This window comes from Sphingomonas sp. 22R3R2A-7 (genome assembly GCF_036856055.1).
In the GTDB taxonomy this organism is placed as follows: Bacteria; Pseudomonadota; Alphaproteobacteria; order Sphingomonadales; family Sphingomonadaceae; genus Sphingomonas.
The window spans coordinates 746,290-771,922 of sequence record NZ_JASPFR010000001.1 but is presented as its reverse complement, the minus strand read 5'-3'; the positions used below and the strand labels follow the sequence as shown (position 1 = coordinate 771,922).

Sequence of the window (25,633 nt, the reverse complement as noted above, 5' to 3'; positions counted from 1 at the left end):
ATCCCGATCATTGCCGATAGGGCAGAGCATATCGCCGGGACCGCGCCAGGTCTCGGATAGAAAAGCCGGCCGCAGGACGTGTTCATGAACTCGCGACCACCGTTTTTTCGGTGGGCGATCGTTCCCCTGGTCGGGAATCGATTGCGATCAATTGGTATTGAAGGGGATTTATCATGAATAGACTGAAGCAATTTGCACGGTCGACTTCCGCGCTGGTGCCCGTCCTGATGATGGGCGTTACGTTCTTAGCGGCGCCTGCCGCGGGCCAGACGGCCGATCCGCAGCCCGCAACCGCAACCGCAACCGCAACCGACGCTACCCCGCAAGCCGACGCGCCGCCGGGCGGCGATATCGTCATCACCGCGCGCCGCCGGTCCGAGGACATTCTCCGGACACCGGTCGCGGTCACCGCGCTGTCGAGTCAGGACCTTGCGGTACGCGGCGTCACGACGATCAACGACATCGCGAACTTCACCCCCGGCGTGAACGTCAACAACAACGCGGCGGGTCGCAACGACCGTTCGTTCCAGCAGGTCATCATCCGCGGCTTCACCCCGTCGGCGGCGACGAACCCGACATCGGCGCTGTTCATCGACGGCGCGCCGGTCGCCTCGCCGAGCGCCTTCTCCTCGATCAGCGATCCCGAGCGCGTCGAAGTCCTGAAAGGGCCGCAGGCCGCGTATTTCGGTCGCAGCACGTTCGCCGGTGCGATCAACGTCGTGAACAAGGTGCCAGGTGATGTGCTCGCCGGATCGGTCGGCGGGATGATCGGCACGCGCGACAACTACAAGCTGCACGCCGACCTCGAAGGTCCGATCTTCGGCGACAAGCTGACCTTCCGGATCAGCGGCGACCGCTTCTCGAAGAACGGTTCGTATGAGAACAAAGCGGTGCCCGGCCAGACGCTTGGCGACCAGAAGACCACCAGCGGAACGGTCATGCTGGTCGCCAAGCCGACGGACCGGCTGACGATCAAGGCGTTCGGGCTGTTGTCGGAGGACAAGGACGGCGCACCCGCGCAGGGTCTGATCTCGGCCTACACCATCACCAACGCCGCCGGGGCGGTGGTCGTGCCCGGCCAGTCCAATTGCACGCTGACCGGTCGCTCGCCCACCGGTGCCGCCGTCTCGAACCCGTTCTTCTGCGGCAAGGCGCCGAAACTCAGCAGCACGACGCCTTCGTCCAACACGACCAATGACTCGGTCATCCAGGACTTTCTGGCCAACCCGAACGGCCGCCTGGTCAATCCGGACGACGGCGTTCAGGGCTATGGTCTGGTGCGACGCTATTATCACATGCATCTGGGTGCCGATTACGAGGTCGGCGACACCGGGGTGACGCTGTCGTCGCTGACCAGCTACAATAACGAACGCTACAGCCAATTGTCCGATCTCGACAATTACGGTGATACGACGATCGTCAACCTGACTCCGGGCGGTCGCAGCTACTTCGACTTTCCCTATCTGGTCGAGCGCATCAACCGCGATTTCTCGCAGGAGTTGCGCGCCAGCTACGATCAGGGCGGCCCGTTCAAGGCGAGCTTCGGCGGGAGCTATCTGAACAGCTTCTCGCAGGGCGGTCTTGGCGGCGGCAACGGCGCGCTCGGTACGGGTGCCTATGCCTCGGCCGTCAGCGGTGCCACCCGGTCGCGTACCTTCGGCGCGTTCTATGGCCTGTCCTACGCGGTCACCGACAAGCTGACCCTCAATGCCGAGGGTCGCTATCAGATCGACAAGCTGTACGCCTATGCGCAGCCGACCGGATATACCGCGACCACCGATCTGTTCGTTCCCGTGGGCTTCTACGCCGGCGGATCGAAGTTGCTGAACCAGAACTACAAGCATTTTCTGCCCCGTTTCATCGCCCAGTATCAGGCGACGCCGGCCGTGATGGCCTATGCGTCCTATTCGAAGGGCGTGAACCCGGGTCTCTTCAACACCGCTTTCCTGACCTACAGCGTGGCCCAGCAGAATCTGGCCAGCGCGGCGGGCATCAACGTGGCGGTCTCCCCTGAAAAGGTCACGAACTACGAGATTGGCATCAAGGGCCGCTTCTTCGACAACAGGCTGCGGATGTCGCTGGACGGATACTTCGCGCCGTGGCGCAGCCAGATCAACGCGATCACGATGAACGTCGTCGACACGGTCACCAACACCACGCAGATCATTCGCGGCTCGGCGAATACCGGCGCGGTCGACATGAGCGGCATCGAACTGGACGGCACGTTCAATGCTACCCGGGCGATCGCGCTCAACTTCTCGGCGGCGCTGACCGACAGCAAGATCAAGAAGTTTCAGAACGCGACCGTGATCGCCTATTCCGGCATTACAGATTTCAGCGGCAACGAAAATCCGAACACGTCGAAATATGCGGCGACCGCGGGCGGCCAGTACACCGGCGATATCGGCGGGCTGGACCGCGCGTCATGGTTCGGGCGCGTCGATTATGCGTTCAAGTCGGGCATGTGGGCGGACGCCGCCAATCTGGTCAAGACGCGGGTCAGTAACACGATCAACCTGCGGACGGGGGCCAGCCAGAACGGCTTCTCGATCGAAGCGTTCGTCAACAACGTGACCAACAACCGATCGTACACGACGATCGCGGACGCCAGCGTGTTCACCAACAACTTCCGCTACAGCACCTACAATTCCGCGCTGATCGTTGGTCTGCCCGACCTGCGCACCTATGGCCTCCAGATGAAATACAGATTCTGATCGCGCCCATGCACCGCCCCGATCGGGCCGTGCGCGGGGCCTTAACGCGGCGGGACGATTGGATATCATGCGTATTTCTGCCGAAGACCCGGCCGCATCGACCGCAACCTCGCCGTTCGCCTTTCCCGTGTTCCGCGCGGTCTGGTTGGCGAGCACAGCGTCGCATTTCGGCGGATTGATACAGTCGGTCGGTGCCGCCTGGATCATGCTGTCGTTGACGCACAGCGCAAAATACGTCGCGCTCGTGCAGACCGCAGCGGCGCTGCCGATCGTGCTGGTATCGCTGCTGGCGGGCGCGGTGGCGGACAATGGCGACCGTCGCCGTCTGATGCTTGGCGCGCAACTCTTCATGCTGCTGGTCGCCTTGGCATTGGCGATCCTGGGATGGCTCGATCGGCTGACTCCAGCGCTGCTCCTCGGCATGACCTTCCTGCTCGGTTGTGGTGCGGCCTTTCATGCGCCGGCATGGCAGGCTTCGGTCGGCGACCTCGTACCACGCCCCGTCATCCCCGCCGCGATCGTCGCCAATGGACTGGGGTTCAACCTGTCGCGGACCGTCGGTCCTGCTGTCGGCGGCGTGATCGTCAGCGCGGGAGGCGCGACGGCGGCGTTTCTCGTCAACGCGATCAGCTTCGTGGGGCTTATCGTCGTCCTGTCGCGGTGGCGGCCAACCGCGCGCAAACTGCCCGATCGCCAGAAGATCGGTGCCTCGATGCTCGGCGGTGTCCGGTATGCGGTGGGATCGCGGGCGCTGCGCATAAGCATGATCCGCGCCGGCCTGTTCGGGACCATGTCCAGCGCGATCCTGGCGTTGATGCCGCTCGTCGCGCGCGATCTGGTCGGTGGCGATGCGCGGGTTTTCGGCACACTGCTGGCGATCTTCGGCCTCGGATCGATCCTCGGCTCGTTCGTCAGCCGATGGTTCCGGCAGTCGCTATCGAACGAGACTACCGTACGGATCGCATCGATGGGTGTCGCCTGTGGCGCGATCGGCATCGCGGCCGATCTCGGCTTCATCGCGACGGGCGCGGCGCTTCTAGCCGCTGGGGCGGGGACCGTGCTGGCGCTGTCGACCTTCAACGTGTCGGTCCAGATGTCGGCACCGCCCATGATGCTGGCGCGCAGCCTCGCGCTTTACCAGATGGCGACCTATGCCGGGATCGCGCTGGGTAGCGGAGTCTTCGGGTTGGTGGCGCAGGCATGCGGTGTGTCCGTCGCTCTGATCCTTGCGGCGTTATTTCAAATGCTTTTGACATTGTTCGGCCGACGATGGCCATTGCAGCATACCAAGGGGCAAATCATGACGTGAGGAACGAAAACTTCCGGTCTGCCGAACTGTCGCCAGCCGCTCACGTCCAACGAAATGACGTGCTCTTACTCTGTCAGCATGTTTACATATGACGCGGCGTACAGTGAAGATATCTTGAGGTGTGGTAGGATTGACAGTCGGCTTGGCAACGATGGCAAGTTATAGTTGTAGGCTGCCCCGATACTGGGAAAGCGGCCTGGCCGCTTTCCCAGTATCTCCATGCGGAGACGAAGGCCGACTACCCGGTACGTGGACTCTATCTCCCCACGGCCGGCAAGCGCGCGGTGCTATCTCAATCCAACGATGAAGCCGCTCGCCAACCCGCATTTGATGGTATTGTCGCCCGGCGCGATCGACCAGGACATCCCGCACATTGCCAACAGGCACCGCGTGCCGACCTATCCGTGGGTGAAGGACCTGCAATATTCGCCCCGGCCCTATAGATCGACGCGCTTCGCTCGGACGTGATCGGTGAACGGCGCCAGGCAATTGGCGCCCGGACACATGACCGGATGTCAGGGGTTGGGGGTGGGGCAGGGCAGCCCGAGCGTCGTGGCCTGCGTCAAAACCGCGGAGACGGCGTCCGATCAGGATCGATCCAGGCCGCGCACATGCTCCCACACGTTGGAGATGACGACCGATCCCTCTCCTACCGAGGACGCCACGCGTTTCACCGACCCGGCGCGGACGTCGCCGACGGCATAGATGCCTGCGCATGACGTGGCGAAAGGCGACGTCGCGCCAGCCGCTTCGCCGGTGAGCACGAAGCCCTTGTCGTCGAGAGCGACCAGTTCGGAGAGCCAGCCCGTATTGGGCGCCGCGCCGACCATCACGAAGACGGCGCAGCTTGCCACGGTGCGATCGCCGTCTCCGTTGCGGATCGTCACCGCCTCCAGAGTGTCCCCGCCATGAAGTTCGACGGCATGGGTGCCGTATTCGATGGTAATCGCGGGGTCCGCCTCAAGCCTGCTCGACAGATAGCTCGACATGGACGAGGCCAGGGTGTCGCTGCGTACCAGCAGGCGAACGTGCCGCGCCGTACGGCTGAGAAACATCGCGGCCTGCCCGGCCGAATTACCGCCGCCGATGACCAACACTTCCGTATCGCGGCAGAAGCGCGCCTCATTCTCGGTCGCCGCATAATAGATGCCCGTGCCCTCGAAGTCGGCGAGGCGTGCGATCGGCAGGCGTCTGTACTGCACCCCGGTTGCAACCACGACAGAGGCGGCGAGAACGCGCCGACCATTGGTGAAGGTCGCACAGAAGGCGCCGTTGTCGAGCTGGTCCAGCGACTCGATCCGCCGGGGCATGACGAAGCGCGTGCCGAATTTCATCGCCTGCACCTCGCCGCGCCACACGAGATCGGCGCCGGAGATGCCGGTGGGAAAGCCCATATAATTCTCGATCCGGCTGGACGTGCCGGCCTGGCCGCCAATCGCGGTCTCGTCGACCACCAGCGCGCGCAACCCTTCGGCGCCCGCATAGACCCCCGCCGACACGCCGGCGGGGCCGGCCCCGACGATGAGCACGTCGAATGCCTCGTCTTCAGGAACATCCTGATCGAGTCCGAGCAGCCGTGCCACCTTTTCCGGCGTCGGATCGCTCACCACCACGTCGCGGCCGAACACCACGACGGGCTCCAGCGGTGCGGTTCCGCAACTGCTGGCGACATGCGCGGCCTCGTCGCTGCCCAGCGGGTAGGAGCGGTAGGGCAGGCGGTTGCGCGCGGCGAACTCCGCCACGCGTCTGACGGCCCTGTCCTCGTCTTCGCCAACGAGCACCAGCATGCCGTCGCCGGCATCCAGCTGTCGCCGACGGCGTGCCGCCAGCACCGTGATGACGATGTCCGACATTTCCGGTATCGCTGCCATCAGGCGCAGCATCGCGGATCGCGGGACTTCGACCACGGTCGTGTCGCTCGCTGCGCGCATCGGTAGCGACCATGTGCCGCCGGACAGCAGCGAGATCTCGCTCATGAACTGGTTGGGCCCCAGCGTCGAAGGCACCAGACGATCGCCCGTGAACGGGTTGACGACCTCGATCTCCCCATCCTCGACATAGACGAAGCGGTCGGCCGGAGCGCCGATCTCGGCGAGCATCGTTCCCTTGCGATAGTGCGCGCGTTTTCCCGCCGCCCGGATCGCGGCAATATGCGCAGGCTGCAGCGGAACCCGCTGCATTTCCCGCAGGTCACGGCCGATCGTTTCCATGAGCGCTTTCCCCTCTGCGCCCCGACACTAGCCCGTCCAACGCCGCGACGGCAATCGCGCGGGAACGGCGCAGCCCAAATGCGGGCGCGACCCGACCGCATTGACGCCGTTCGGGACAGATTGCAGGACCATCGGACGGCAGGAAAAGGGGCGGCTTTGTGCATCCAGCGGCGAACTTCGAGCTGATCATCCTGATGTTCCTGGTGGTGCTGGCGCTTCACTATCTGGCGCGCCGTCTGTCGCTACCGCCGGCAGTCGCGCTGATCGTCGGCGGGTGCGCGGTGGCCTTCGTACCCGGCGTGCAAGGGATCGCGATCGATCCGGAGCTGGTGCTTGTCCTGTTTCTTCCACCCCTGCTGATGGACGGCGCGTGGTTCACCGCGGTTGCACCGTTCCGGCGGCACATGGCCGGCATTCTCTCGCTGGCGGTGGGCGCCGTCTTCTTCACCACGGCGGTCGTGGCGATCGTGACCCGGCTGCTCATGCCGGGACTGCCCTGGGCTGCCTGCGTCGCGCTGGGCGCGATCCTGTCGCCGCCCGACGCGGTATCCGCCCGCGCCGTGTTGCAGCGGGTGAAACTCCCGCGCAGGCTGACCACGCTGCTCGAGGGCGAGAGCCTGCTGAATGATGCCGCGGGGCTGGTGCTGTTCCGTTTCGCGGTGGCGGCGGTGCTGACCGGCAGCTTCCATATCGGTGCTGCGACAGGAACGTTTTTCGTGCTGGTGGCGGGCGGCATCGCGGTGGGCGCGGCGATCGGCGGGCTTTGGGTGATCCTGCTCCGCCGGCTTGGCGACGATACGCTGATGATCGCAGCGACCGTGCTGGTCTGCTGGAGCGCCTATATTGCGGGCGAACTGCTGCACGTGTCCGGCGTCATTGCCGTCGTCACCGCGGGCCTTGTCTGCGGCTGGTATCAGCATGTCGTCTTCACCGCCCGCGTGCGCATCCGGGCGATGGCATTCTGGCAGGTGCTGGTGTTCCTTCTCGAAGCCACCGTGTTCCTGCTCATCGGCCTGTCCTTGCGGGGGCTGCTGGACCGGGTCGGCGGGCTCGACATTGTCATAGACACGATGGCGCGGCCCGTGCTGCTCATCGTCCTGGCGGTCGTTGCCGCGCGGTTTCTGTGGATCTTCGCGGTCGATGCCGGCGTCGCCACCGCGCGCCGCATCGGGTGGACGCGACAGCAACCGCTCGGAACGCGGGCGGCGGTGGTGATGAGCTGGGCCGGGATGCGCGGCGTGGTGACGCTCGCAGTCGCGCTCTCGCTGCCCGAGACGATGCCGGCGCGCGATCTGATGCTCGTCACAGCGTTCGTCGTGATCCTTGTCACCGTCCTGGTGCAGGGCACCTCGCTCGGCTGGGTCATCCGGGCCGTAAAGCCGCATGATGACGGCAGCGCGCGACCGCCGCTCGATCTGCACGCGGCGGAGATGATGCTGTTCCAGGCACAATTGGCGCTCGTGGAACGCGAGGCGGTGGCGGTCGACGGGACGGTCATCCACCCGCAGCTTCTGCGGCGCTACCGCACCCGGGCGACGGCAGCGGATGCGTTCGACGGTACGGTGGAGGAGCGAAACGTGGCGATCGCGAGCCATTTCGACGTCATCATCGCCGCGGTCGCGGCCGGCCGTGCCGAGCTGGTTCGCCTGCACCGTGCGGGCCGCATCGATGACGAGACGCTCCACGATCTCGAGCACGATCTCGACCTCGAGGAACTGGCCGCAGCGGCAGCGAAGGGGTGAACGCGCTCGGTTGCTCGGGCCCGCGATGACGATGCGCGGACGGCGGCCGGATCAATAAGGCGGGTCGAGCCGCGCGCGCTGGGCGCGGGCGGCCTGCGTCCACCAGCCGAGATCGTCGGCGAAGCGCGGGAAGGCGCGGGTGAGGGCGGCGCCACCGTCGCCCGCCGGTTCTCCGGTCGCATCGAAGGCATTGCCGATCCCACCCACCGCGATCGTGCTCGACACGACCACCATGCCCATCTCGGACAGGACGCCGTGCCATGCGAGGCCGGCGCGCGCACCGGCGAAACGTCCGGCCGAATAGCTGACGATCGCCGCGGGTCGCCAGTACCATTCCTCGAGGAAATGGTCGGTGAGGTTCTTGAGCCCGGGCTGCACGCCCCAGTTATATTCGCCGGTCACGAAGACGAAGGCGTTGGCCGTCCTGATCTTTTCTGCGAGTGCTTCCAGCGCGGGCGGCGCCTCGCCGCTGGGATACTCCTTGTACATGCGGTCGAGCATGGGGAGATCGACCGCCTTGGCGTCGATGAGCTCGGCCGATGCACCGCGCTCGGCAAAGGCGCGGACGAGCCACTCGGCAAGGCGAATGCCCTGTCGGTCGGAGCGATAGGAGCCGTAGATGATCAGAACCCGGTCGGGCATCGCGGCAATTCCTCGTTAAGCGTGTCGTGCAAAGCACGGAGCGCCCCATCGCTCCGTGCCCTGCCCGGGGATCAGCCTTCGATGAAGGCGAGCAGATCGGCGTTGATCCGATCGGCATTGGTCACCGGCATGCCGTGGGGAAAGCCGGGGTAGGAGATGAGCTTGGCGTCCTTCACGATTTCGGCCGACATCTTGCCCGTGGTCGCGAACGGAACCACCTGGTCGTCCTCGCCGTGCAGGACCAGCGTCGGCACGTCGATCGCCTTGAGGTCGTCGGTGAAGTCGGTCTCGGAAAAGGCCTTGATGCCGAGCGTATGGGCGAGCGCCGAGCCCATCATGCCCTGGCGCCACCAGTTGAGCCGCACCGCCTCCTTTACCTCGGCGCCGTCGCGGTTGTACCCGAAGAAGGGCAGCGTGAAGTCGTAGTAGAATTGCGAACGGTTCGTGGCCGTCTGCTCGCGCACCATGTCGAATACGTCCATCGGCACGCCGTCCGAGTTGGCGTCGGTCCTGATCATGATTGGCGCAACCGCACTGACCAGCACCGCCTTCTTGACCCGGCCCGGCTTGGCGCGCGCGACATAGCGGGCGACCTCGCCACCGCCGGTCGAGTGGCCGACATGGACGGCATCGCGCAGATCGAGCGCGTCGGTCAGCGCGATGACATCCGCGACATAGGTGTCCATGTCGTGGCCATTCGCCGACTGCGTCGAACGACCATGGCCGCGGCGATCATGCGCGATGACACGATAGCCCTTCTGAACGAAGAACATCATCTGCGCATCCCAGTCATCCGAGCTGAGCGGCCAGCCGTGATGGAACATGACGACGGGTGCGTCCGTGTTGCCCCAGTCCTTGTAGAAGATTTCGGTCTCGTCGGCGGTGGTGATGAAGGGCATTCGAGGTCTCCTCGGGCTTGGTTGGGTACGCGGCACGCTACGGGTCGAAGGTGACAATCAGGCGGCGTCGACGAGGACGATCTCCGCGTCCTCGATGGCGGTCACGCGCAACACGGACTCGTCGGCGATCGCGGCGCCATCTCGCGCCTCCAGGCGGGTGCCGTTGACCTCGATCGTGCCCATCGCCGGCACGAGGTAGCCGTGGCGGTTGGCGCCGAGCGGATATTCGGCGGTTTCGCCGGCCTTCAGCGTGGCCGCGACGATGCGGGCATCGGTGCGGATCGGCAGGGCGTCGCCATCGTCTGCAAAGCCACTGGCGAGCGTGACGAACTGGCCCGACCGGTCGCCCTTGGGAAATGGCTTGGCGCCCCATGACGGCGCTTCGCCGCGCGTCTTCGGTTCGATCCAGATCTGGAAGATGCGGGTGGTGCCCGGCTCCCTGTTATATTCGGAGTGGCGGACGCCCGATCCCGCACTCATGACCTGCACATCGCCCGCCTCGGTGCGGCCGACATTGCCGAGCGAGTCCTGATGCGTGATCGCACCTTCGCGGACATAGGTGATGATCTCCATATCGTTGTGCGGATGCGGGGGAAACCGGTCCCGGCCGCGATCGTATCATCGTTCCACACGCGAATCCCACCCCAACCCATCCGCGCTGGATCATAGTAGCTCGCGAACGAGAAGTGATGCTTGGCATCGAGCCAGCCATGGTTGGCACCACCAAGGCTGTCGAAGGGGCGACGGTCGATCATGTTCGGACTCCTGGGGAGCGCTGCTGCTCCGATGACCTGAAGATGCGCCATGATCGGGCTTGACGAAACGGCAAGATTGGCATTTCAATCTTGCCGAAAATGACGAAGCGCCTTCCCGATCTCGAAGCCTGGGCGATCTTCGCCACGGTCGCCAAACACGGCTCCTTCTCGCGTGCAGCACGCGAGATGGGCATGTCCGATCCCACCGTCTCGAAGGCGATCACGCGACTTGAGGCGCGCCTGGGCCTGACGCTGATTGCACGAACGTCGCGGCGGGTAGCGCTCACCGATGCCGGCCGCGCCGCGTTGGCGCGCGCATCGCGCATCCTGAGCGAGGGCGAGGCCGTCGAGGACGAGGCGGGCGAGCAATCCACCGTGCCCCGCGGACGCGTGCGGATCAGCGCGCCCTTGTCGTTCGGCATCGCGTATCTGGGGGCGGTATTGCCGGCCTTCCTGCAGGCCTATCCCGAAATCACCGTCGATTTCGCGCTGAGTGATCGCAAGGTCGATCTGGTATCGGAAGGGTTCGACCTGGCGCTCAGGATCGCCAGCCTGAACGACTCCTCGCTGCTGTCGCGGCGGCTCTGCACGGTCCGGTTGCTGCTTGTAGCGTCGCCCGACTATCTCGACCGCTACGGCATGCCGACGCACCCCGCCGAGCTGAGCCGGCATTGCGCGCTGGCCTATACGGGTGGTGCGTCGAGGGCGTGGCGCTTCACGCATCCGACGTTCGGGGAGGAGGCGATCGAGCCGCCGGTGCGCGTCTGGACGGACAATGCCGATCTGCTCAATCCAGCGCTCGTTGCGGGGCAGGGGCTTGCGATCCAGCCCGAGTTCCTGGTCTGGCGCGAACTGCGCGACGGCAAACTGAAGGTCGCGATGCCGGAATGGTCGGTGACCCCGTTGGGGCTACACCTCGTCATGCCGCCAAGCCCGCTGCGACCACTTCGGGTGCAGGCGCTTATCGACTATCTGGCCCGCGAGCTCGCGAATGCGCCGTGGGACGGCGCGTAGGTCGGGGAAATCGCAACTGTCGCCGTCCGTTCAGCCGGATGGATGCATGGCTGAGCAGAGGCAGGTCGAAAATCGCGAGCCGGTGCCTTGGCAGCGTTGGCATGCTAGGGGCCCAAGAATGTCAAAGTCTCGAAGCAATGCCGGTACCGTCGATGTCGATGGGGTAACATATGACTGGCACCTCCAGCGCGAACCCTATCCGTCGGACGATGGGGGGTGGAAGGGGATGACGATCTCCCTTCTCCAGCGGGACGCCAAGCGCGAGGCGTTGATGGAATTTCCGGCGCCCAAGCGGCTGTTGAAGGGGTTGCCGCATGGTCGGCTACAGCTCGACGACGCGATGATCTCACGGTGCGTCCGCGCCGCTGTGGCGGCCGGCTGGGAGCCGATGTCGCGCGGCAAGCCTGTCGTCTTCATGGTCGACGCCGAAGGTAATTGAGCGCCCGGGGCGGATGCAGATCGAGGTCGAAGTCGGCGCCGATCCGCTGAACTTGAATGCTGAACGTGCGGCCGAGGTTGCGGAGCGGCCTGCGGTATTTACGTGTCCGGCAGCGTGGGTGGCTGACGGATCAGGCCATGTGCAAAGTGTAAAAGCGTTCCTCGGCGATCCGTTCGGTCCGCTCGGACATGGCTTCGAGTCCACCGAACTGGAAACCGAGTTGCGAGGCGTATGCTGCGCACGCGGCGATGCGACGGGCCCGAGTTTCTGGCGTCAGACGTTCGATCAGCGTCGGCACTGCGGCGACCCGGGTTTCGCGATCGGCATAGGGCCAGTCTTCCCATAATAACACGGCATGATCGGCACAGGATCGCCGGATCGCGTCCAGCACGACATGATGGTCGACATGGTTGCCGAGGCACAACGGCCCCAGCACGAGATCCGGCCGTTCCGCCGCGAGCAGCTCGCCCAGCGCCGTTGCAATTGCGTCGACGATCCGGTCGTCTCGCAGTCGTTCGGCGAACAGCATGTTGGCCGAGGCGTACCCGCGGTGCGGTGCCTCGAGGAACGGCAGATGGATCGCGCGCGCGCCGAGTGCCCGGCACGCAGCGTAATCCTCGTCACAGCGCAGTGCCATATAGTCGATGTCGGCGCCGAGCCCCTTGTCGAGCTGACAGGCGAGCGCGAACCCGGTTGGCTGCGCGACGTTGCCGGTGAAGCACGTCGCAACGGTGACGTCCCAGCCCTGGTCGACGCGCAACGCCAGCAGCCCGCCTGCGGAGAAGGCCGCGTCGTCCAGATGCGGTGATATTGCGAGCAGCTTCATCGATCGCTCACAACAGATGTGGTTCGCTGCGGAAGCGGCAGGGGGTCATCGGCAGGGTCGTATCGAACTTAGTTTGCGGATGGCCGCTCAGGTCGCGGTAGATGCCGACGATCTGCTGCCCGACCGCGTCCCAGCTATAGACCCGGCGGCATTCTTCCAGTGCCGCGGTCGCCAGACGCGTGCGCAGGCTGGTATCGGCGATGATACGAGTCAGCGAGGCCGCGAGCGCCGGCACATCGCCGGGATCGGTCAGCATTCCGTTCTCGTCGTCGCGGATGCAATCGACCACGCCGACGGCGTGGCACGAAACCACCGCAAGGCCGCACGCCATGGCCTCGAGGATGGTGTTCGAGAACCCCTCTGCGTAGGTCGGCGATACGAACACGTCATGCGCGCGGTACAGTTCCGGCACCGCATCATAGTCCGCATAGCCGCTGAACGTCACGCGGTCGGTAAGTTCCAGCTCTGTCGCAAGCGCCTGCGCGGGGTCGACGTCGGGACCGATGCCGGAGATGGTCGCGTGCCAGTCGCCGCGCACGGCCGGTAGCGCCTGGAGGAAGTCGAGCACGCCTTTGCGGCGGTCGACGCGGCCGTGATAGAGCAACCGGACCGGACCTTCGGGCGCGGTCATCACTGCTCGCGTAAAATGGTCGGTGTCGACTGCCCCCGGCACGATCGTGAACCGGTCGAGCGGGGTGCCGAGCCGGTCGTGGACTTCTCCGGCGAAACTGGCGCCGCCGATCAGCAGCGCGCCGGCATGGTCGAGCACGCGCACCATCGCGAGCCGGTGCGTCTCGCAGCACGAGCCGACCCAATGCCCGTCGCCGCCCTGGATCGACACGACGCAGGGCAGGCCGAGACGCCGAGCGGCGATCATCGTCGCCCAGCCGGTCGGATAGCCATATTGCGCGTGAAGCAGGTCGAACGGATGCGCCGCATGGTCGCGCGCAATCGCCTCGACCATCGCATCAATATCGCGTTCGAAGTCGCCGCCGTCCTGTTCGCCGAGCGCTTCGAGGCCGACGACGCGCACCCCCGGCACCGGGGGCGGGGGCCGCCGCCATAGACGCGGGCGCGTGCGGGGTCGCCGTAATATTGGCTGATCATCGTCACGTCATGGCCCGCTGCGACGAGCTGGCGCAGCAGATTGATCGCGTAGATCGACATCCCCGATATCGCGGGGAAAAAGCGGCGCGAGACGAAGCCGATCCGCATCAGGACAGCGCCGCGCGCAGATAGGCGATCGACTCCGGAATCGCCTGATGCGCGCGCGGGCTCTCGCGCGACAGCTCGACGCAGACCAGCTTGTCGAAGCCGATCGACTCCAGCGCGGCGAGGATGGCGGGGATGTCCATGTCGCCCTGTCCGAACGGCAAATGCGTGTGATCGCCGCGACGCATGTCTTCGACCGCGACGGTCCCGAGGCGGTCGGCATAGGTTCGTACCGCGGCGTCGGGGGCGATATCCTGCGTGACGAGGCAATGGCCGGTGTCGAGCGCGAGACGCAGGTCCGGATGGCGGCGCGCGAGGCGCGCATAGTCTTCCACCGTCTCGATCAGCATGCCGGGTTCCGGCTCGAGGCTGACCGGGATGCCGGTCCGTGCCGCATGCTCGACGACCTTGGCGAGCCCCGCGTCGAGCCAGTCGAGCGCATCGTGCCGGGCGACACCGGGTTTCGGCACACCCGCCCAGAACGACACCGTCTCGGCATTGAGGATCGCGGCGACCTCGAGCGCGCGGGCGAGGAACGCGACTCGCCGCTCACGCCCTGCGGGGTCCGCCGTGACCAGCGTCGGTTCATGCTTGTCGCGCGGGTCGAGCAGATAGCGCGCACCGGTCTCGATCACCGATCCCAGGCCGAGCAACCGGAGCAGCGCGCCGACGCGCTCCGCCTCGTGCGCCCAATCGTCGGCAAAGGGATCGAGGTGGTGATGATCGAGCGTCAGCGCGACGCCGTCATAGCCCGCGTCCGCGATCAGGTGCAGTGCGTCGTCCAACCGGTGGTTGGCCGCCCCGTTGGTGTTGTAGGCGAAGCGGAGCGTCATCGTGTCGCGTCCGTCTCGAGGCTCTGCTCGGACCAGGCGACGTGATGCGCTTCGGGTTCGCGGTAGAGCGGATAGAGCGGGCCGACGATGTCGTCTGCCAGCGCGGTATCGAAGAAGGGCTGGCCGCCCAGCCGTGCGATCGCTTCGTCCGTGAGGCGGACGGGCCGGCGCGTCGCGCTTGCCTCGCCACCGAAGCTGACCAGCGGGCTGTCGAGCGCGACGAGTTTGGCGACGTTGCGCTCGCCGATCCGGTAATAGCTCATCGTCTCGACCTCCATGCCCGGCACGATCACCTTGACGACCGCGACGCTGGCATCCGCTGGGGACATGTCGACGTAGAGGATGTCGAACCCGGCGGTCTCGACCGCCTCTCGCGCCAATTGGCCGCGCGCACGGGCATCGGGGACGTCGGCGCGGGGCAGGTCGGCAAAGGCATGGCGGCTGCGCTCGGCGAGCATCGTCCCGGCAAGCCAGTCCCGCAGGGTCGCGGCGTCGACATCGGTCCAGCGCTGCATCTCCGTGAAGGCGCGGCTGTCGCTCGATTTCGCGGCGCCGCCGGCCTGCGCCATGAACCGGTCGATATAACCGCGCGGCGCGATCGTCTCGGCAAGCGCCATCGGGCCGTGCGCGAACGCCTTGCGCGCGCGGCTTGCGGCGTATTCGGCGATCGCCTTGGCCAGCGCCTGCACCGCGTCGGGATGCGCCGCCTCGCCGCACGCGGTCGCCATGATCGGCACCGCGGGCTCGCGCGCATCGACACCGACGCAATAGACGTTGGCGAGCCCGAATTCGTCGGTCGCGAATTTGGGGATCACGCGGACGTCGGCGGCGGCGAACCGGTTGACCAGGTCGCCGATCTCGGCGGGCAGGGATTCGGGCAGGTCGATCGCGACGCCGCGGTCGAGCGCGCGGAACAGCAGCCCGTTGCCGTCGCGCTGGAGAATCTCGCACAGTCCGTGGCCGATCGCCCAGTCGAGGTCCGGCCCCGCGCCCATCCCGTTGGAAATGATCGTCGTGAACGGCACGTAGCCGGGGGCCAGTTCCTTGGCGGAATAGGCGGCGAGGTCGATCGGCACGAGGACGCTCGAGCCGTCCGCCCACCGCCGGGCCTCGACCCAGTCGAGCGGCGTCTCGCGGCCAACCGGGGACCCTGCGGGAAGGCACAGCGTCAGCGGATCGGCGATCCCGCGCTCGCCGCGTTCGCGGACGAGGTCGGCATAGCTGCCATGCGTCTTGCCGCGCGCGGACAAGGTCAGCGTCGGCCAGACCATCTCGGCGATCTCGCCCAGCGCGCCGAGGATCGCGGCCTGGTCGGTCGCGCCATAGCCGACGCCGTAGGGCATGATGCCGTCGAGGTCGGTGGTTTCGGGGAACAGCGCGACCACCCAGACCGGGATACCGACACGGTCGATCCCGTCGATCGGGAACGCGACGATGTCACCCGCGGGAAACGCGTCGAGATACAGATGGCAGGCCGCGTCCAACTGCTCGGGCAGGCCGGTGATAGTGCGGGTCATAGCGGGATCCTCTTCACGCCAGGCGCACGGGCCAGCGCCTCGTCGAGCACGGCGACGGCGACATCGCGGCCAACTTCGGGGGCATATTCGAACGGGGTCAGCACGGCATCAAACGCCAGCGGCGCGATCACCGCGCGGTAATGGCGGATCTCGCCATGCGTCAGCGGGATGTCCTTGTGGAACGCCTTGTGACTGGAGATCGCGTGGCTGACACCCGCTTCGTCCTGGTCGATCTTGAACATGTCGCCGCAGAACAAGCGCTTGCCGACCGCGTCATGGAGCGCGGCCTGACCCTCGTAATGCCCGCCGACGTGATGCAGCGTATAGCCCGGCGCGATCTCCAGGACGTCATCATAAGGCGTCGTGACGCGGAACGCCTTGGTCATGCCGAGGTCGTCCTTGTGGATCGCGAGCATCTCGGGCGCGCAGTCGCGCTGGAGCTGGAACAGCGCGCCATAGCCATGCGCGTGACTGGCGGCGAGATAACGGATGCCGCCGAGCCGCGCGATCTGGTCGAGCATCGCGGGCGAATAATAGGGGGCGGCCTCAAAGGCGATGTTGCCGCCGTCGCGCACGATCAGCCAGCCGGTGCCGCCGAGCCCGAGATGCGGCGTCGTGGTGAAGGCCCAGAGATCGTCGGCAACCTGCCGCCAGCTGCCGTCATGGCTTGCGGCGACGTCCTGCTCGGGAAGAAAGCGCCAGCCGTCCTCGGGCAGGTCGTTGCGCGTGTCGTTGCAGACCGGGCAATCGGCGGGCGCGAAGTGGCGCTGCCAGAAACCGCAATGCGCGCAGGCATACCAGCTCAGAGGCATGATCGCGCCTCGCTATAGGCGGCGTCGAATAGGCGCATCAGCGACAGGTCCCGGTCAATGGAGAAATCATGCGCGTCACCGCGGACGGCGGCGGCGAACGCGGCGGCCTGCGCGGCAAAGGGCGACAGCGCGGCGTCGAAGGGCAGGGCGGTCTCGTCCCCGGTGCGCGCGCAACGCCGGATCACGGTGCCGCCCTCGGTCTGGCCCATCGTGTCGGTCGCGACCAGCAGCCCGTCCTCACCGAGGATCTCGAGCCGGCGGCGGGGCAGCACCTCGGGGCAGTTATACGCGACGTGGCTCTGGAGCAGGATGCCACCTGCGGTGCGCCCCGACAGGATCCCGCCATCGTCGACCGGATAGTCGTGGATGCGCCGTTGCAGGTCGATGTGCAGGCGCGCGAGCGGTTCGTCGACCAGCATCGCCGCCAGATCGAGGCCGTGGAGCGCAAGGTCGATGACCGCGCCGCCGCCCGCTGCGGCCGGATCGGCGCGCCAGTTGCACCCGCCATCGCTAGCGGTCGGCGACCAGCTCGGGTCGACCCAACAGGCGTAGACGATCCGCACCGCGATCGGTCGGCCGATCGCCCCGTCGCCGATCGCCTGCGCCATCGCGCGATGTGCGGGGTGATGGCGCTGATCGAACGCGGTGCCGTAGAGATGTCCCGCGACGGCTGATCCGATCGCCTCGGCATCGTCCAGCGTCGCGGCGATCGGCTTCTCGCAGAGCACCGGAACGCCCGCCGCGACCGCTGCGCGGACCGGGTCGGCATGGAGGTTGTTGGGCGTGGCGACGTAGATGCAGTCGAGCTTGGCATCGGCCAGCATCGCCTCGGCGGTATCGTAGGCGAGGATACCGCCCGACATCGCGCTGGCCTGCGCCATCGGCGAGGGGTCGGCGATCGCGACCACGGTTCCGCCCGATGCCGCGATCCCCGGCGCCATGTAATCGCGCGCGACCCAGCCGAAGCCGACGATGCCCCAGCGCATGCTCACCACCACCGCGCCGGCAGGTCCAGGACGCGACGGTGCCGCGCCGCGTCGCCGGTATCCGACAGCCATGTCGCCGCTGCGCCATATTCCGCGCGGTAGCGTTCGGAGGGCCAGCGCGGCTCAGGATCACCGAGCAACGGATTGGGAACCAGCACCGCGTCGGCAACCGGCATCGCCAGCCCGCCGGTCAGCAGCCGTGGCGCATTGCCGTCCGGCTCGACGATCGACCAGGCCTCGATCGCGGGATCGTCGGACCACCGGGTCGGGACGGGGGCATCGCCCGCCAGCAACGCGCGACGCAGCTCGCGCTCGTCATAGACGCCGGCGTTCGGGAACAACTTCGCCCATTCGGCGCCGGCGCGTGCCGGTCCCATCGCCCCGCCCGCGACGGCGGCATTGTGGACATGGCTCACGGCGAGCACGCCGCCGGGTGCGACGGCCTCACGCAACAGGTCGGCGATACGGGGCTGATCGGGCAGAAAATAAAAGGCGTCGTGACACGCGACCAGGTCGTAGCGCTGCGCCGCGACCGGCCACTTTGCCGCGGCGTCGAACACGACATAGTCTGCGGCAGGTGCCACCCAATGCTTGGCGAGCCAGCATTTCGAGAACACCACGTCCGCGCCGACACACGCGACGCCACGCGCGGTAAGCTCGCGGAGATAATGACCGATTCCGCAGGCCAACTCGAACGCGGTATCCGGCTGCCGCCAGTGCGCCTCGACCAGCGCGAGCCCGGCGAGATAGGTCGGATCGCTCCAGCGATGCGCGAAATAATCCGCCACCGGCCCCATCCGGAGCAACGCCATCGCCGCGCGCAGCGACAGTGTGTCGCGCTCGCGCACCAGCTGCTTCAGCTCGCCGAGATCGGTTGCTGGGCCGGTCCACCACGCATCCTGGTCGGTCAGCAGCGCGACGAGCGCATCGTCCGGGCAGCCCGCGTCGAGATGGTCGAGCGCTACGGCCACCAGACCCTCGCTGTCCGTCCGCAGATACGGGATGCCGTCGACCACCGGCCAGCGCTCGCCGGGGGCGGCGAGCGAATGCGGCGTATCCGCGACCAGCGGCCGTCCGGAAAGCGGCGAGCAATAGGTCACAACAGGCCGACGTCGCTCAGCACGCGGTCGTGGAACGTCTTGACCGGTCCGGCATGGACGAGCTCATAGGTGTGGAGGACGCTGTCCATCGTTGCCGACGCGGCGCGGAGATGCTGTTCGATCTCCAGCACCCGATCGAGCACGTCGGCGGCGTGAAACGCGCGCGCCGCCGGGGTGGCATCGCCGGCGATCGGTGCAATCGCCGCGCGGACCTGCGCCGCGAGCGCCGGATCGAGCATCGCCATCGCCTGTTCGCGCGCGGCATCGATCACGCGGTCGAGCAGGTCGCCGAGCAGCACCTCGCCGGTAAACCCCGCATCGGGCATCGCGGCATTGTGGAAATGATGCGCCATCGACGCGAGGAACACCTCTGCCGGATCCGCGCCATAGCCGGGCGCTGCGAGCACGCCGTACACCGCGACGATCAGGCAATGCTCGGCATGGTTCTCGGGTGGCTGGAGCAACAGGCGCGGCCGGCCCGGACAGGTGACGCCCGCGCGCGGTTGGGTCGCCAGTTGCGGCACGAACCGCGGCACCGGCCCGGCCGCCGGTGCCCCGTCCGGCAGCGCATCGCGCAGCTCGGCGGCGAGCGCCGGGTCGAGCAGTACCGTCACCTCGTCGAACGCGCGTTCGAGTACCGCGCGCGCTTCCGCGTCCGAAAGTCCAAGCTTGGCCAGCGTCGCGCGGTCGAGATCGCCCAGCCGGGCCGCGGCGAGCGCGGCGGCAACCGTGCGGCGCATGACGGCCACCGGTGCCTCGCCCGCCGCCAGCGCGGCCCAGCCGCGCGCGAACAACCGCTCTGCGATCGACCCGTCGCGCTCCGCCGAGCGGATCCGCTTCAGGTCGCCGAGTTCGCGCAACAGCGGCAGATACGCTGCGCCAAAACTCACCGGCGGTCGAGCCAGGTGTCGAGGATCAGCTGCTGCTCGCCGAACGCGTGGATCGGCTCGCCGCCGTCGGCGGTCTGCGGCATCTTGAAGAAGATCCCCATCTGGTCCTGCACGCCGCCGTCGCCGCGCGTCTGCGCGAGGGCCAGACAGCGCGCGATCTCGATCGCGAGCGGCGCGGCGAGCACCGAGTCCTTGCACAGGAAGTTCAGCTTCAACTGCATCTTCTGGCCGAGGAAGCCGGTCAGGTCGATATTGTCCCACGCTTCCTTGTTGTCGCCGCGCGGCTTGTAATAATGGATCATGATGATGTGATCCTCGACCGGATAGCCGAGGATCTGGTCGAGCACCGACTTCTTGGTATCGACCTTCGAGGCGAGGCTTTTGGGATCGTCGAGCGCGAGGCCGTCCGAGTTGCCCAGGATATTGGTCGAGAACCAGCCGTCGACGTGCAGCGCGCGGTCACGCAACGCGGGCGCGATCACGGTCTTCAGCAGCGTCTGCCCGGTCTTGCCGTCCTTGCCGGCGATCGGCACGCCGCGCTGGCTGGCAAGCTCGGCGAGCGGGGCGACGTCGGCGGCGACCGACGGCGTGAAATTGGCATAGGGCGTGTCGCTCGCGATCGCGGCATAGGCGTAGAGCATCGCCGGGCTGATCGCCGCGTCGTCGCTGTCGAGACCGCGCTCGAACCCCTCGACGCTGGTCAGCGCGTCCGCACCGAGGTCGGCCTTGCGCTCGGTCGAGGCGAGATTGATCATCACCACCCGGTCGAGATTCTGCTCGCTCTTGAAGCGCGCGAGATCGTCCTGGATATGCTTGACCGCGGCACGGTGGCCGGGCGCAGCGATCTTGTTGGCGCCGTCGATGTTCGCACAGAAATCGGTCGATCCGACGGCGGGCCAGGGCCGCATGCCGGACAGGCTGGCGGCCCCGTTGGCGAGATCGCCCTCGGTAAGCACGCCGTGCTTCAGCGCGGCGGTCGCGAGGTCGTCATGGCTGAGGTCCCAGCCGCCGAAATGCAGGTCGCGATATGCCGCCATGCCCTCGACGTCGCGGCTGGCGAGCGGCAGGCCCGACAGGTCGTTCGACCCTGCACGGATCATCGCGATACCCGCCGCAGCGGTGGTGGCCACCGCGCCATTCAGTCCGATCACCGCGATCCCGACCCGTTCGCCCATAACTACGTCCTCTCAAAGCAGAGGCCGGGGCTAGCCAACCGATGGGCAAAGTCCACAAATGTCTGTGAAAACGGCTGTTAAAGTGTTCTTAAGGTTACATATGTTGCCACTCTAGGCGGGGCTGCGATAGTCGCTCCCGGCGGGCACGCCGTCCCGCGCGCTTCGGTGGCATCATCACCTGCGCGATCCGCTATCCGTCAGATCCAAGACGTTCTTGATTTGGGGCAGCGGCGCAAAGCGGTCGGCCGCGGCTGGCGCCCAAGTGCGGACCTTCGGAACAGTCCTGTTCAGCGGAAACAGTGAATCAAGGCCTCGGCTGGCCGGGCATCATCTGTCTTGCAACCAGCCTGGGTGGTAATGGCCACTTTCGAGAACAGCGCGATCACGGATCGCTTGGCGTCGTCGAAGGACTCCATTCTCGGGAGGCATTGGCTAGCCGCCGCGGTCTGCACCCGACCCTCGATACTCGCTTCAAAAGCGGCCGTATCGCCGTGGCAGCCATAAACGCCTTCAGGGGGTTTCCCGATTTCGTTCCGGTCGTATTTTGGCGTCGCGAACACGGCTTTATCGAGCGCCGTAAGATCCTTCCAAACCGAGGCGTCAAGCGGATGCCGCTCCGAAGGTTTATCCTGCCACGCGAGGAGGAGCGTCACCGAACCGTCGCTCTGCCGCTCGATTTCCATCACGGGCGGACGGCCCGGAATCCAGACCGAGACGAGCAAGCGCCGAACATTCCGTCCTTTTTTCGCAGCCTCCTCGATTGGCATAAGCCCTGCCTCGATGAACCGTTCGCGGTGATAGGTCGCATTGTCCGCTATCACTCGCCTGAACGTGAGTTCGGACACGTCCTGGCCAACCGTCGCAATCAAGAGCAGTGTCGCTAGCAGCATAGGGTATCCTACCCTGTCCGACTGCCGAAGCAACGGCGGCTGTGCGCCGATTTTCCCCGTTCACGATGCAAGTTTCACCGTCTGCCCGATCGCGGCAGACCGCCGAGCCGCCTCGAGGATACGGGCCACGATCACCGCGTTCGCGAGCGATGAGGGATCGAGATCGGGTACCATCATTTCCCCTCGAACCACGGCCGCAAGGAAAGAGAACGGATCTTTATAAGATGGCTCGCGGACCGGAAGTGGACGATCGCGTGTTTCTCCCCTCCTGCGCACCATGACCGTCTGGCTATCGGGGGTAATAAGGAGGCCTTTTTCGCCGAAGAGCTGGATGTCCTTGCGGTGATCCGGCCAGTTCCACGATGCCTCGATGACCGCAGTGGCCGTGGGATACGTCAACACGATCGTCGCCTCATCGTCGACCCGTGCATATACAGGATCGCTCTTCAGCTTCTGCGTCACCGCGGTCACGCTGATCGGAGGGCGTCCGCCCATGAGCCAGGTCGTGAGGTTTGCGCCGTAGCATCCAAAGTCGACAATCGCACCGCCGCCATTCGCCGCCGGATCGACCAGCCACGACAGGAACTCAGGCTGTACGCCAATTTCCTTCGGGCCATAATGACCATCTCGGAACACGACCTTGCGGATGGCACCCGCAACGCCCGAGGTGATCGCCGTATGAAGCGCTGAACGACTTGGGTACCAGCTGGTCTCGTAATTGGTGAGCAGGTGGATGCGGTGACGGCGGGCAAGCGCTGCCATCGCCTCCGCTTCCGCGACGTCGAACGCCAGCGGTTTCTCCACCATGACGTGCAGCTTCCGCGGTGCGGCGGCCTCGACCACCGCCCGATGTTCCGCAACGGACCCGAATGCGAGGACCGCGTCAGGCTTTGTCCCGTCCAGCATCGGTGCGAGCCGATCATGCACCAGCGCCGGATCTATCCCGAACTCCCGGACATACCGGGCCGAGACCGCACGATCGGGCTCGTAAATGCCGACCACCTGCACCGCGTTTTGCGCAAGATCGCCAAAAAGACCGGCGACATGGCCGTGGGTCAGCCGAGCGACAGCCACGCGTAACGGGGGTTTTCCCGCCTGACGCGGTGTTGATGAGGCTGACGCCATGGAAGTGCCCAGAGCCGAGCCGCCAACCGCGGCAGCGAGGAGCAGCGAACGTCGATCAATTGCGTGCGTCAAAATGCCCTCGGAAAACCACCAGGTTCGTTCCCCTTAGCGGATGCCGGTAATCGATTCACCAGGCTCCGAGACCAACAATATCTGTGCGCGTACGTCCACACGTTGCGGTGGCGCTCTGCCGGTCAGTATCGAAAGGACGCGGACAGGTTTCGGGCCGCGGTTCAGCGACGAGGGACGACCTCGACGATGATATCGCCCGCCTCCAGACTCGACGCTTCAGGCTCCCAGAAGCAGAAATCCTGATGCCCGCGATAGATGCGGTGACCGAGACCGGTGGTGATATCGGCAAGCGGCTTGCCGACTTCCTCGGCGGTGACCTCGCGCTCTCGGAGGACGACACGCCCACCGGACGCGGCGAGATCGGCCATGTATTCGGCGGTATGCGCGCCGTGGGTCGAGCCGGCGAGCAGGAGACCGGCAAAGCTGGCGGGGTTGATGACCACGTTGGCGCCTGCCTGATGCGCGATCGCTTCATTGTCCTCCGACCGGATCACTACGCTGATCGGCAGATCGGGCGCGATCCGCCGCGCCGTCAGCACGATAAGGATCGAGGTATCGTCGCGCCCGGCGGAGACGATGAGCGCTCGGGCGTTCGAGAGACGGGCCGCCTCCAGCGCGGCGTTGCGCGTGGCGTTGCCGTCCATCACCGTCGTGCCGCAACTCTCCGCTGCGCGTAACGCCGACGCGCGCTCGTCGACGACGACGATCATGCCTGGATCGGCACCACGACGGATCAATTCACTTACGGCTTCAGACCCGCTTGTACCAAAACCGGCAACCACGACATGGCCTTCGAGGTGTCGCTGGATTACCGACATACGCCATTTCTCCCAGACGCCTTTAAGCAAGAAATCATACGCGGTTCCCAGAAAGATGAGCCATACGAACAGCCGGATCGGTGTCACGACAAAGGTATCGAACATCCGCGCCTGCTGCGTCACGGGCACGATGTCGCCGTAGCCGACCGTCGTCACGGTGATCATCGTGAAGTACAGGATGTCGGCGAACGTCACAGGCTCGCCCGAGTTCTGCCGCAGGCCATCGCGATCGAACCAATGGACCGCGAGCGCGATGCCGATCAGCGCCAGCGCAACCAGCGCCCGCCAGGACAGGGCCAGCCACGCCGGGGTTCGGCTCTGGCGTCGGAGGCGATAGTGCACGATGTCTGCATCGTTCGTGGTCATGCCATCTCATGCATCGCTGCGCAGCCGGTGTGAAGCGGCGGTTCGTCGAGGATCGGCGCATGGAGATGGGGTCTGCCGCGGTCACAGGCCTCGAACCGTATCGCCTGTCCCAGCGGAACCCGGTCGAACGCGCCGTTCAATTGCAGCCGGTGATCTTGCGGCGCGCCTCGTTATGCCGACGCCCTCGGCATTCCGGCGCCCGCCCGGCTGCGCCACGCTCAGCGGTCGCGGCGTTCCTCGCGATAGTCCTGCAGAACCTCCTTCACGTCTTTCCGATCTTCGTTCGATACGCGTTCAGGCGTCCCGTTCGTGGCCGGCCTGCCTGTCAGGCAGAGACGCGAATGGATCGGCAGATGATCCGAACCGACATCCTCGAGGACCGCGAGGTCGCGAACCTTGAAGTCGGGGGTGACGAACATGTGATCGAGCGGCCAGCCGAGCAAAGGCGTACGGGCGGGGAAGGTTGCAAACGTACCGCGACCGATCCGCGCATCGAGATACCCCCCGACCCGTTTGAAGAGCTGCGACGTATGCGACCAGGCGACATCGTTGAAGTCGCCGATCGCGAGGACGGGCAGCCTGGTACTCGCCGCGCGCTTTGCGGCGATCGCGATCTCCGCATCGCGGGCCTCGGTATCCTGTCCGGGGATGGGGGCCTTGGATGAAGCGCGATCACCCGGAACGCGCTACCGGCCGTCAGCTCGGCGTGGATCGACGGCGTGTCCTTCTCTGCGATCGTCTCGATCCGGCCATCGCGCATGGGCAGGCGCGTGGCGAGGATCATGCCATAGGTGTTTTCGATGGGGCGTTCGAGCCGGTGGGGATAGCGGGCCAATTGGGTCGCCAGTGCGTCTGCCCAGCGGCGGTCGGTTTCCATGAGCAGGAGGATGTCGGGGCGCATCCGGTCGATCAGGCGTGCGGTCCGCGGATAGTCGCGATTCGATTCCAGCACGTTCAGCGACAACACGCTGAAACACGCGCCTTTCGCGCCGGGTACATTGTCGGCGAAGGCCAGTTCCGTCCTTGCCAGCGGTGTGTAGGGATAGATCCGGTACAGCTGCCAGCCCGCGGCGACGGCGCACAGCACGGCGATGCCGCGTCCCGCGCGCCGATCGAGCCAAAGCGACAGGCCGGCAGCCAGCACCAGGCCTGCGAGGATCTGGACGCGCGGAAAATCCCATATCCGGATCCACCATTCATTGGATTCGAAAAGGCTGAGCCCGGTGACCAGGATCAGCAATCCGGCAAGGACCCGGATCAGCACGATGAGTATGCGCATGCGTGCCG

General features: G+C 66.1%; 21 protein-coding genes and 2 pseudogenes. 6 read left to right on the top strand and 17 right to left on the bottom strand.

Annotation, left to right across the window (positions count from 1 at the left end; genetic code table 11):
- Positions 1-173 precede the first annotated feature (173 nt).
- The 3 genes from QP165_RS03525 (at position 174) to QP165_RS03515 (ending at position 4,491) form a co-directional block, all read left to right on the top strand.
- On the top strand, positions 174-2,714 hold the full coding sequence (locus QP165_RS03525) for a TonB-dependent receptor (RefSeq protein ID WP_333993845.1): 2,541 nt from the start codon (positions 174-176) through the stop codon (positions 2,712-2,714).
- Between the two features lie 67 nt (positions 2,715-2,781).
- Positions 2,782-4,023 (top strand): MFS transporter, encoded by a 1,242-nt coding sequence (locus tag QP165_RS03520; protein WP_333993844.1) that lies wholly within the window; start codon positions 2,782-2,784, stop codon positions 4,021-4,023.
- Between the two features lie 303 nt (positions 4,024-4,326).
- Complete coding sequence (locus QP165_RS03515; protein WP_333993843.1) at positions 4,327-4,491, top strand: hypothetical protein; 165 nt, start codon at positions 4,327-4,329, stop codon at positions 4,489-4,491.
- Between the two features lie 119 nt (positions 4,492-4,610).
- Here the strand turns inward: QP165_RS03515 and QP165_RS03510 are convergent, their stop codons facing one another.
- A complete protein-coding gene (locus QP165_RS03510) occupies positions 4,611-6,233 on the bottom strand; it encodes an FAD-dependent oxidoreductase (RefSeq protein ID WP_333993842.1) in 1,623 nt (540 codons plus the stop codon).
- Between the two features lie 158 nt (positions 6,234-6,391).
- On the opposite strand from QP165_RS03510, the gene QP165_RS03505 reads away from it, so the two are divergent.
- The gene (locus tag QP165_RS03505; RefSeq protein WP_333993840.1) at positions 6,392-7,975 is read left to right on the top strand and encodes a Na+/H+ antiporter; all 1,584 of its coding nucleotides are present in this window, start codon (positions 6,392-6,394) and stop codon (positions 7,973-7,975) included.
- Between the two features lie 51 nt (positions 7,976-8,026).
- Here the strand turns inward: QP165_RS03505 and QP165_RS03500 are convergent, their stop codons facing one another.
- The 3 genes and pseudogenes from QP165_RS03500 to QP165_RS03490 form a co-directional block, all read right to left on the bottom strand.
- Positions 8,027-8,617 (bottom strand): NADPH-dependent FMN reductase, encoded by a 591-nt coding sequence (locus QP165_RS03500; protein WP_333993839.1) that lies wholly within the window; start codon positions 8,615-8,617, stop codon positions 8,027-8,029.
- 71 nt (positions 8,618-8,688) lie between these two features.
- Positions 8,689-9,516 (bottom strand): alpha/beta fold hydrolase, encoded by an 828-nt coding sequence (locus QP165_RS03495; RefSeq protein ID WP_333993838.1) that lies wholly within the window; start codon positions 9,514-9,516, stop codon positions 8,689-8,691.
- 57 nt (positions 9,517-9,573) lie between these two features.
- Positions 9,574-10,271: pseudogene (locus tag QP165_RS03490) on the bottom strand (pirin family protein).
- A gap of 99 nt (positions 10,272-10,370) precedes the next feature.
- Here QP165_RS03490 and QP165_RS03485 point away from each other — a divergent pair.
- Entirely contained in the window at positions 10,371-11,285 is a 915-nt protein-coding gene (locus QP165_RS03485; protein ID WP_333993836.1) for a LysR family transcriptional regulator, read from the top strand.
- A gap of 118 nt (positions 11,286-11,403) precedes the next feature.
- On the top strand, positions 11,404-11,724 hold the full coding sequence (locus QP165_RS03480) for a hypothetical protein (RefSeq protein ID WP_056023848.1): 321 nt from the start codon (positions 11,404-11,406) through the stop codon (positions 11,722-11,724).
- A 130-nt stretch (positions 11,725-11,854) separates the two neighbouring features.
- Here the strand turns inward: QP165_RS03480 and QP165_RS03475 are convergent, their stop codons facing one another.
- The 13 genes and pseudogenes from QP165_RS03475 to QP165_RS03415 form a co-directional block, all read right to left on the bottom strand.
- Entirely contained in the window at positions 11,855-12,550 is a 696-nt protein-coding gene (locus tag QP165_RS03475) for a PIG-L deacetylase family protein (RefSeq protein WP_333993833.1), read from the bottom strand.
- Between the two features lie 7 nt (positions 12,551-12,557).
- Positions 12,558-13,583: a glycosyltransferase family 4 protein gene (locus QP165_RS03470; protein WP_333993831.1), complete on the bottom strand. Its 1,026-nt coding sequence runs from the start codon at positions 13,581-13,583 to the stop codon at positions 12,558-12,560.
- A 181-nt stretch (positions 13,584-13,764) separates the two neighbouring features.
- Positions 13,765-14,595 (bottom strand): sugar phosphate isomerase/epimerase family protein, encoded by an 831-nt coding sequence (locus tag QP165_RS03465; RefSeq protein WP_333993829.1) that lies wholly within the window; start codon positions 14,593-14,595, stop codon positions 13,765-13,767.
- Complete coding sequence (locus QP165_RS03460) at positions 14,592-16,112, bottom strand: YcaO-like family protein (RefSeq protein WP_333993827.1); 1,521 nt, start codon at positions 16,110-16,112, stop codon at positions 14,592-14,594. The genes QP165_RS03465 and QP165_RS03460 overlap by 4 nt, the downstream gene beginning before the upstream one ends.
- Positions 16,109-16,924, bottom strand: coding sequence for a hypothetical protein (locus QP165_RS03455; RefSeq protein ID WP_333993825.1), 816 nt, complete (start codon positions 16,922-16,924; stop codon positions 16,109-16,111). The genes QP165_RS03460 and QP165_RS03455 overlap by 4 nt, the downstream gene beginning before the upstream one ends.
- Positions 16,915-17,910 (bottom strand): Gfo/Idh/MocA family protein, encoded by a 996-nt coding sequence (locus QP165_RS03450; RefSeq protein WP_333996932.1) that lies wholly within the window; start codon positions 17,908-17,910, stop codon positions 16,915-16,917. The genes QP165_RS03455 and QP165_RS03450 overlap by 10 nt, the downstream gene beginning before the upstream one ends.
- Positions 17,911-17,912: 2 nt before the next feature.
- Positions 17,913-19,010 (bottom strand): class I SAM-dependent methyltransferase, encoded by a 1,098-nt coding sequence (locus QP165_RS03445; RefSeq protein WP_333993824.1) that lies wholly within the window; start codon positions 19,008-19,010, stop codon positions 17,913-17,915.
- Positions 19,007-19,900: a hypothetical protein gene (locus QP165_RS03440; protein WP_333993823.1), complete on the bottom strand. Its 894-nt coding sequence runs from the start codon at positions 19,898-19,900 to the stop codon at positions 19,007-19,009. The genes QP165_RS03445 and QP165_RS03440 overlap by 4 nt, the downstream gene beginning before the upstream one ends.
- Entirely contained in the window at positions 19,897-21,075 is a 1,179-nt protein-coding gene (locus QP165_RS03435; RefSeq protein ID WP_333993821.1) for an inositol-3-phosphate synthase, read from the bottom strand. The genes QP165_RS03440 and QP165_RS03435 overlap by 4 nt, the downstream gene beginning before the upstream one ends.
- Positions 21,076-21,362: 287 nt before the next feature.
- Entirely contained in the window at positions 21,363-21,965 is a 603-nt protein-coding gene (locus QP165_RS03430) for a hypothetical protein (RefSeq protein WP_333993819.1), read from the bottom strand.
- 60 nt (positions 21,966-22,025) lie between these two features.
- Positions 22,026-23,039 (bottom strand): Gfo/Idh/MocA family protein, encoded by a 1,014-nt coding sequence (locus QP165_RS03425; RefSeq protein ID WP_333993818.1) that lies wholly within the window; start codon positions 23,037-23,039, stop codon positions 22,026-22,028.
- Positions 23,040-23,323: 284 nt separating this feature from the next.
- Positions 23,324-24,346 carry a potassium channel family protein gene (locus tag QP165_RS03420; RefSeq protein WP_333993816.1) on the bottom strand — a complete coding sequence of 341 codons (1,023 nt, stop codon included), beginning with the start codon at positions 24,344-24,346 and terminating at the stop codon, positions 23,324-23,326.
- Between the two features lie 218 nt (positions 24,347-24,564).
- Positions 24,565-25,625, bottom strand: a pseudogene (locus QP165_RS03415) (endonuclease/exonuclease/phosphatase family protein).
- Between the last annotated feature and the right edge of the window lie 8 nt (positions 25,626-25,633).

Excerpts from the sequence above, each read along its gene's own strand:
- QP165_RS03525 (WP_333993845.1), top strand. The coding sequence starts at position 174 with ATGAATAGACTGAAGCAATTTGCACGGTCGACTTCCGCGCTGGTGCCC.
- QP165_RS03520 (WP_333993844.1), top strand. The coding sequence starts at position 2,782 with ATGCGTATTTCTGCCGAAGACCCGGCCGCATCGACCGCAACCTCGCCG.
- QP165_RS03515 (WP_333993843.1), top strand. The coding sequence starts at position 4,327 with ATGAAGCCGCTCGCCAACCCGCATTTGATGGTATTGTCGCCCGGCGCG.
- QP165_RS03510 (WP_333993842.1), bottom strand. The coding sequence starts at position 6,233 with ATGGAAACGATCGGCCGTGACCTGCGGGAAATGCAGCGGGTTCCGCTG.
- QP165_RS03500 (WP_333993839.1), bottom strand. The coding sequence starts at position 8,617 with ATGCCCGACCGGGTTCTGATCATCTACGGCTCCTATCGCTCCGACCGA.
- QP165_RS03495 (WP_333993838.1), bottom strand. The coding sequence starts at position 9,516 with ATGCCCTTCATCACCACCGCCGACGAGACCGAAATCTTCTACAAGGAC.
- QP165_RS03485 (WP_333993836.1), top strand. The coding sequence starts at position 10,371 with ATGACGAAGCGCCTTCCCGATCTCGAAGCCTGGGCGATCTTCGCCACG.
- QP165_RS03480 (WP_056023848.1), top strand. The coding sequence starts at position 11,404 with ATGTCAAAGTCTCGAAGCAATGCCGGTACCGTCGATGTCGATGGGGTA.
- QP165_RS03475 (WP_333993833.1), bottom strand. The coding sequence starts at position 12,550 with ATGAAGCTGCTCGCAATATCACCGCATCTGGACGACGCGGCCTTCTCC.
- QP165_RS03465 (WP_333993829.1), bottom strand. The coding sequence starts at position 14,595 with ATGACGCTCCGCTTCGCCTACAACACCAACGGGGCGGCCAACCACCGG.
- QP165_RS03460 (WP_333993827.1), bottom strand. The coding sequence starts at position 16,112 with ATGACCCGCACTATCACCGGCCTGCCCGAGCAGTTGGACGCGGCCTGC.
- QP165_RS03455 (WP_333993825.1), bottom strand. The coding sequence starts at position 16,924 with ATGCCTCTGAGCTGGTATGCCTGCGCGCATTGCGGTTTCTGGCAGCGC.
- QP165_RS03450 (WP_333996932.1), bottom strand. The coding sequence starts at position 17,910 with ATGCGCTGGGGCATCGTCGGCTTCGGCTGGGTCGCGCGCGATTACATG.
- QP165_RS03435 (WP_333993821.1), bottom strand. The coding sequence starts at position 21,075 with ATGGGCGAACGGGTCGGGATCGCGGTGATCGGACTGAATGGCGCGGTG.
- QP165_RS03430 (WP_333993819.1), bottom strand. The coding sequence starts at position 21,965 with ATGCTGCTAGCGACACTGCTCTTGATTGCGACGGTTGGCCAGGACGTG.
- QP165_RS03420 (WP_333993816.1), bottom strand. The coding sequence starts at position 24,346 with ATGACCACGAACGATGCAGACATCGTGCACTATCGCCTCCGACGCCAG.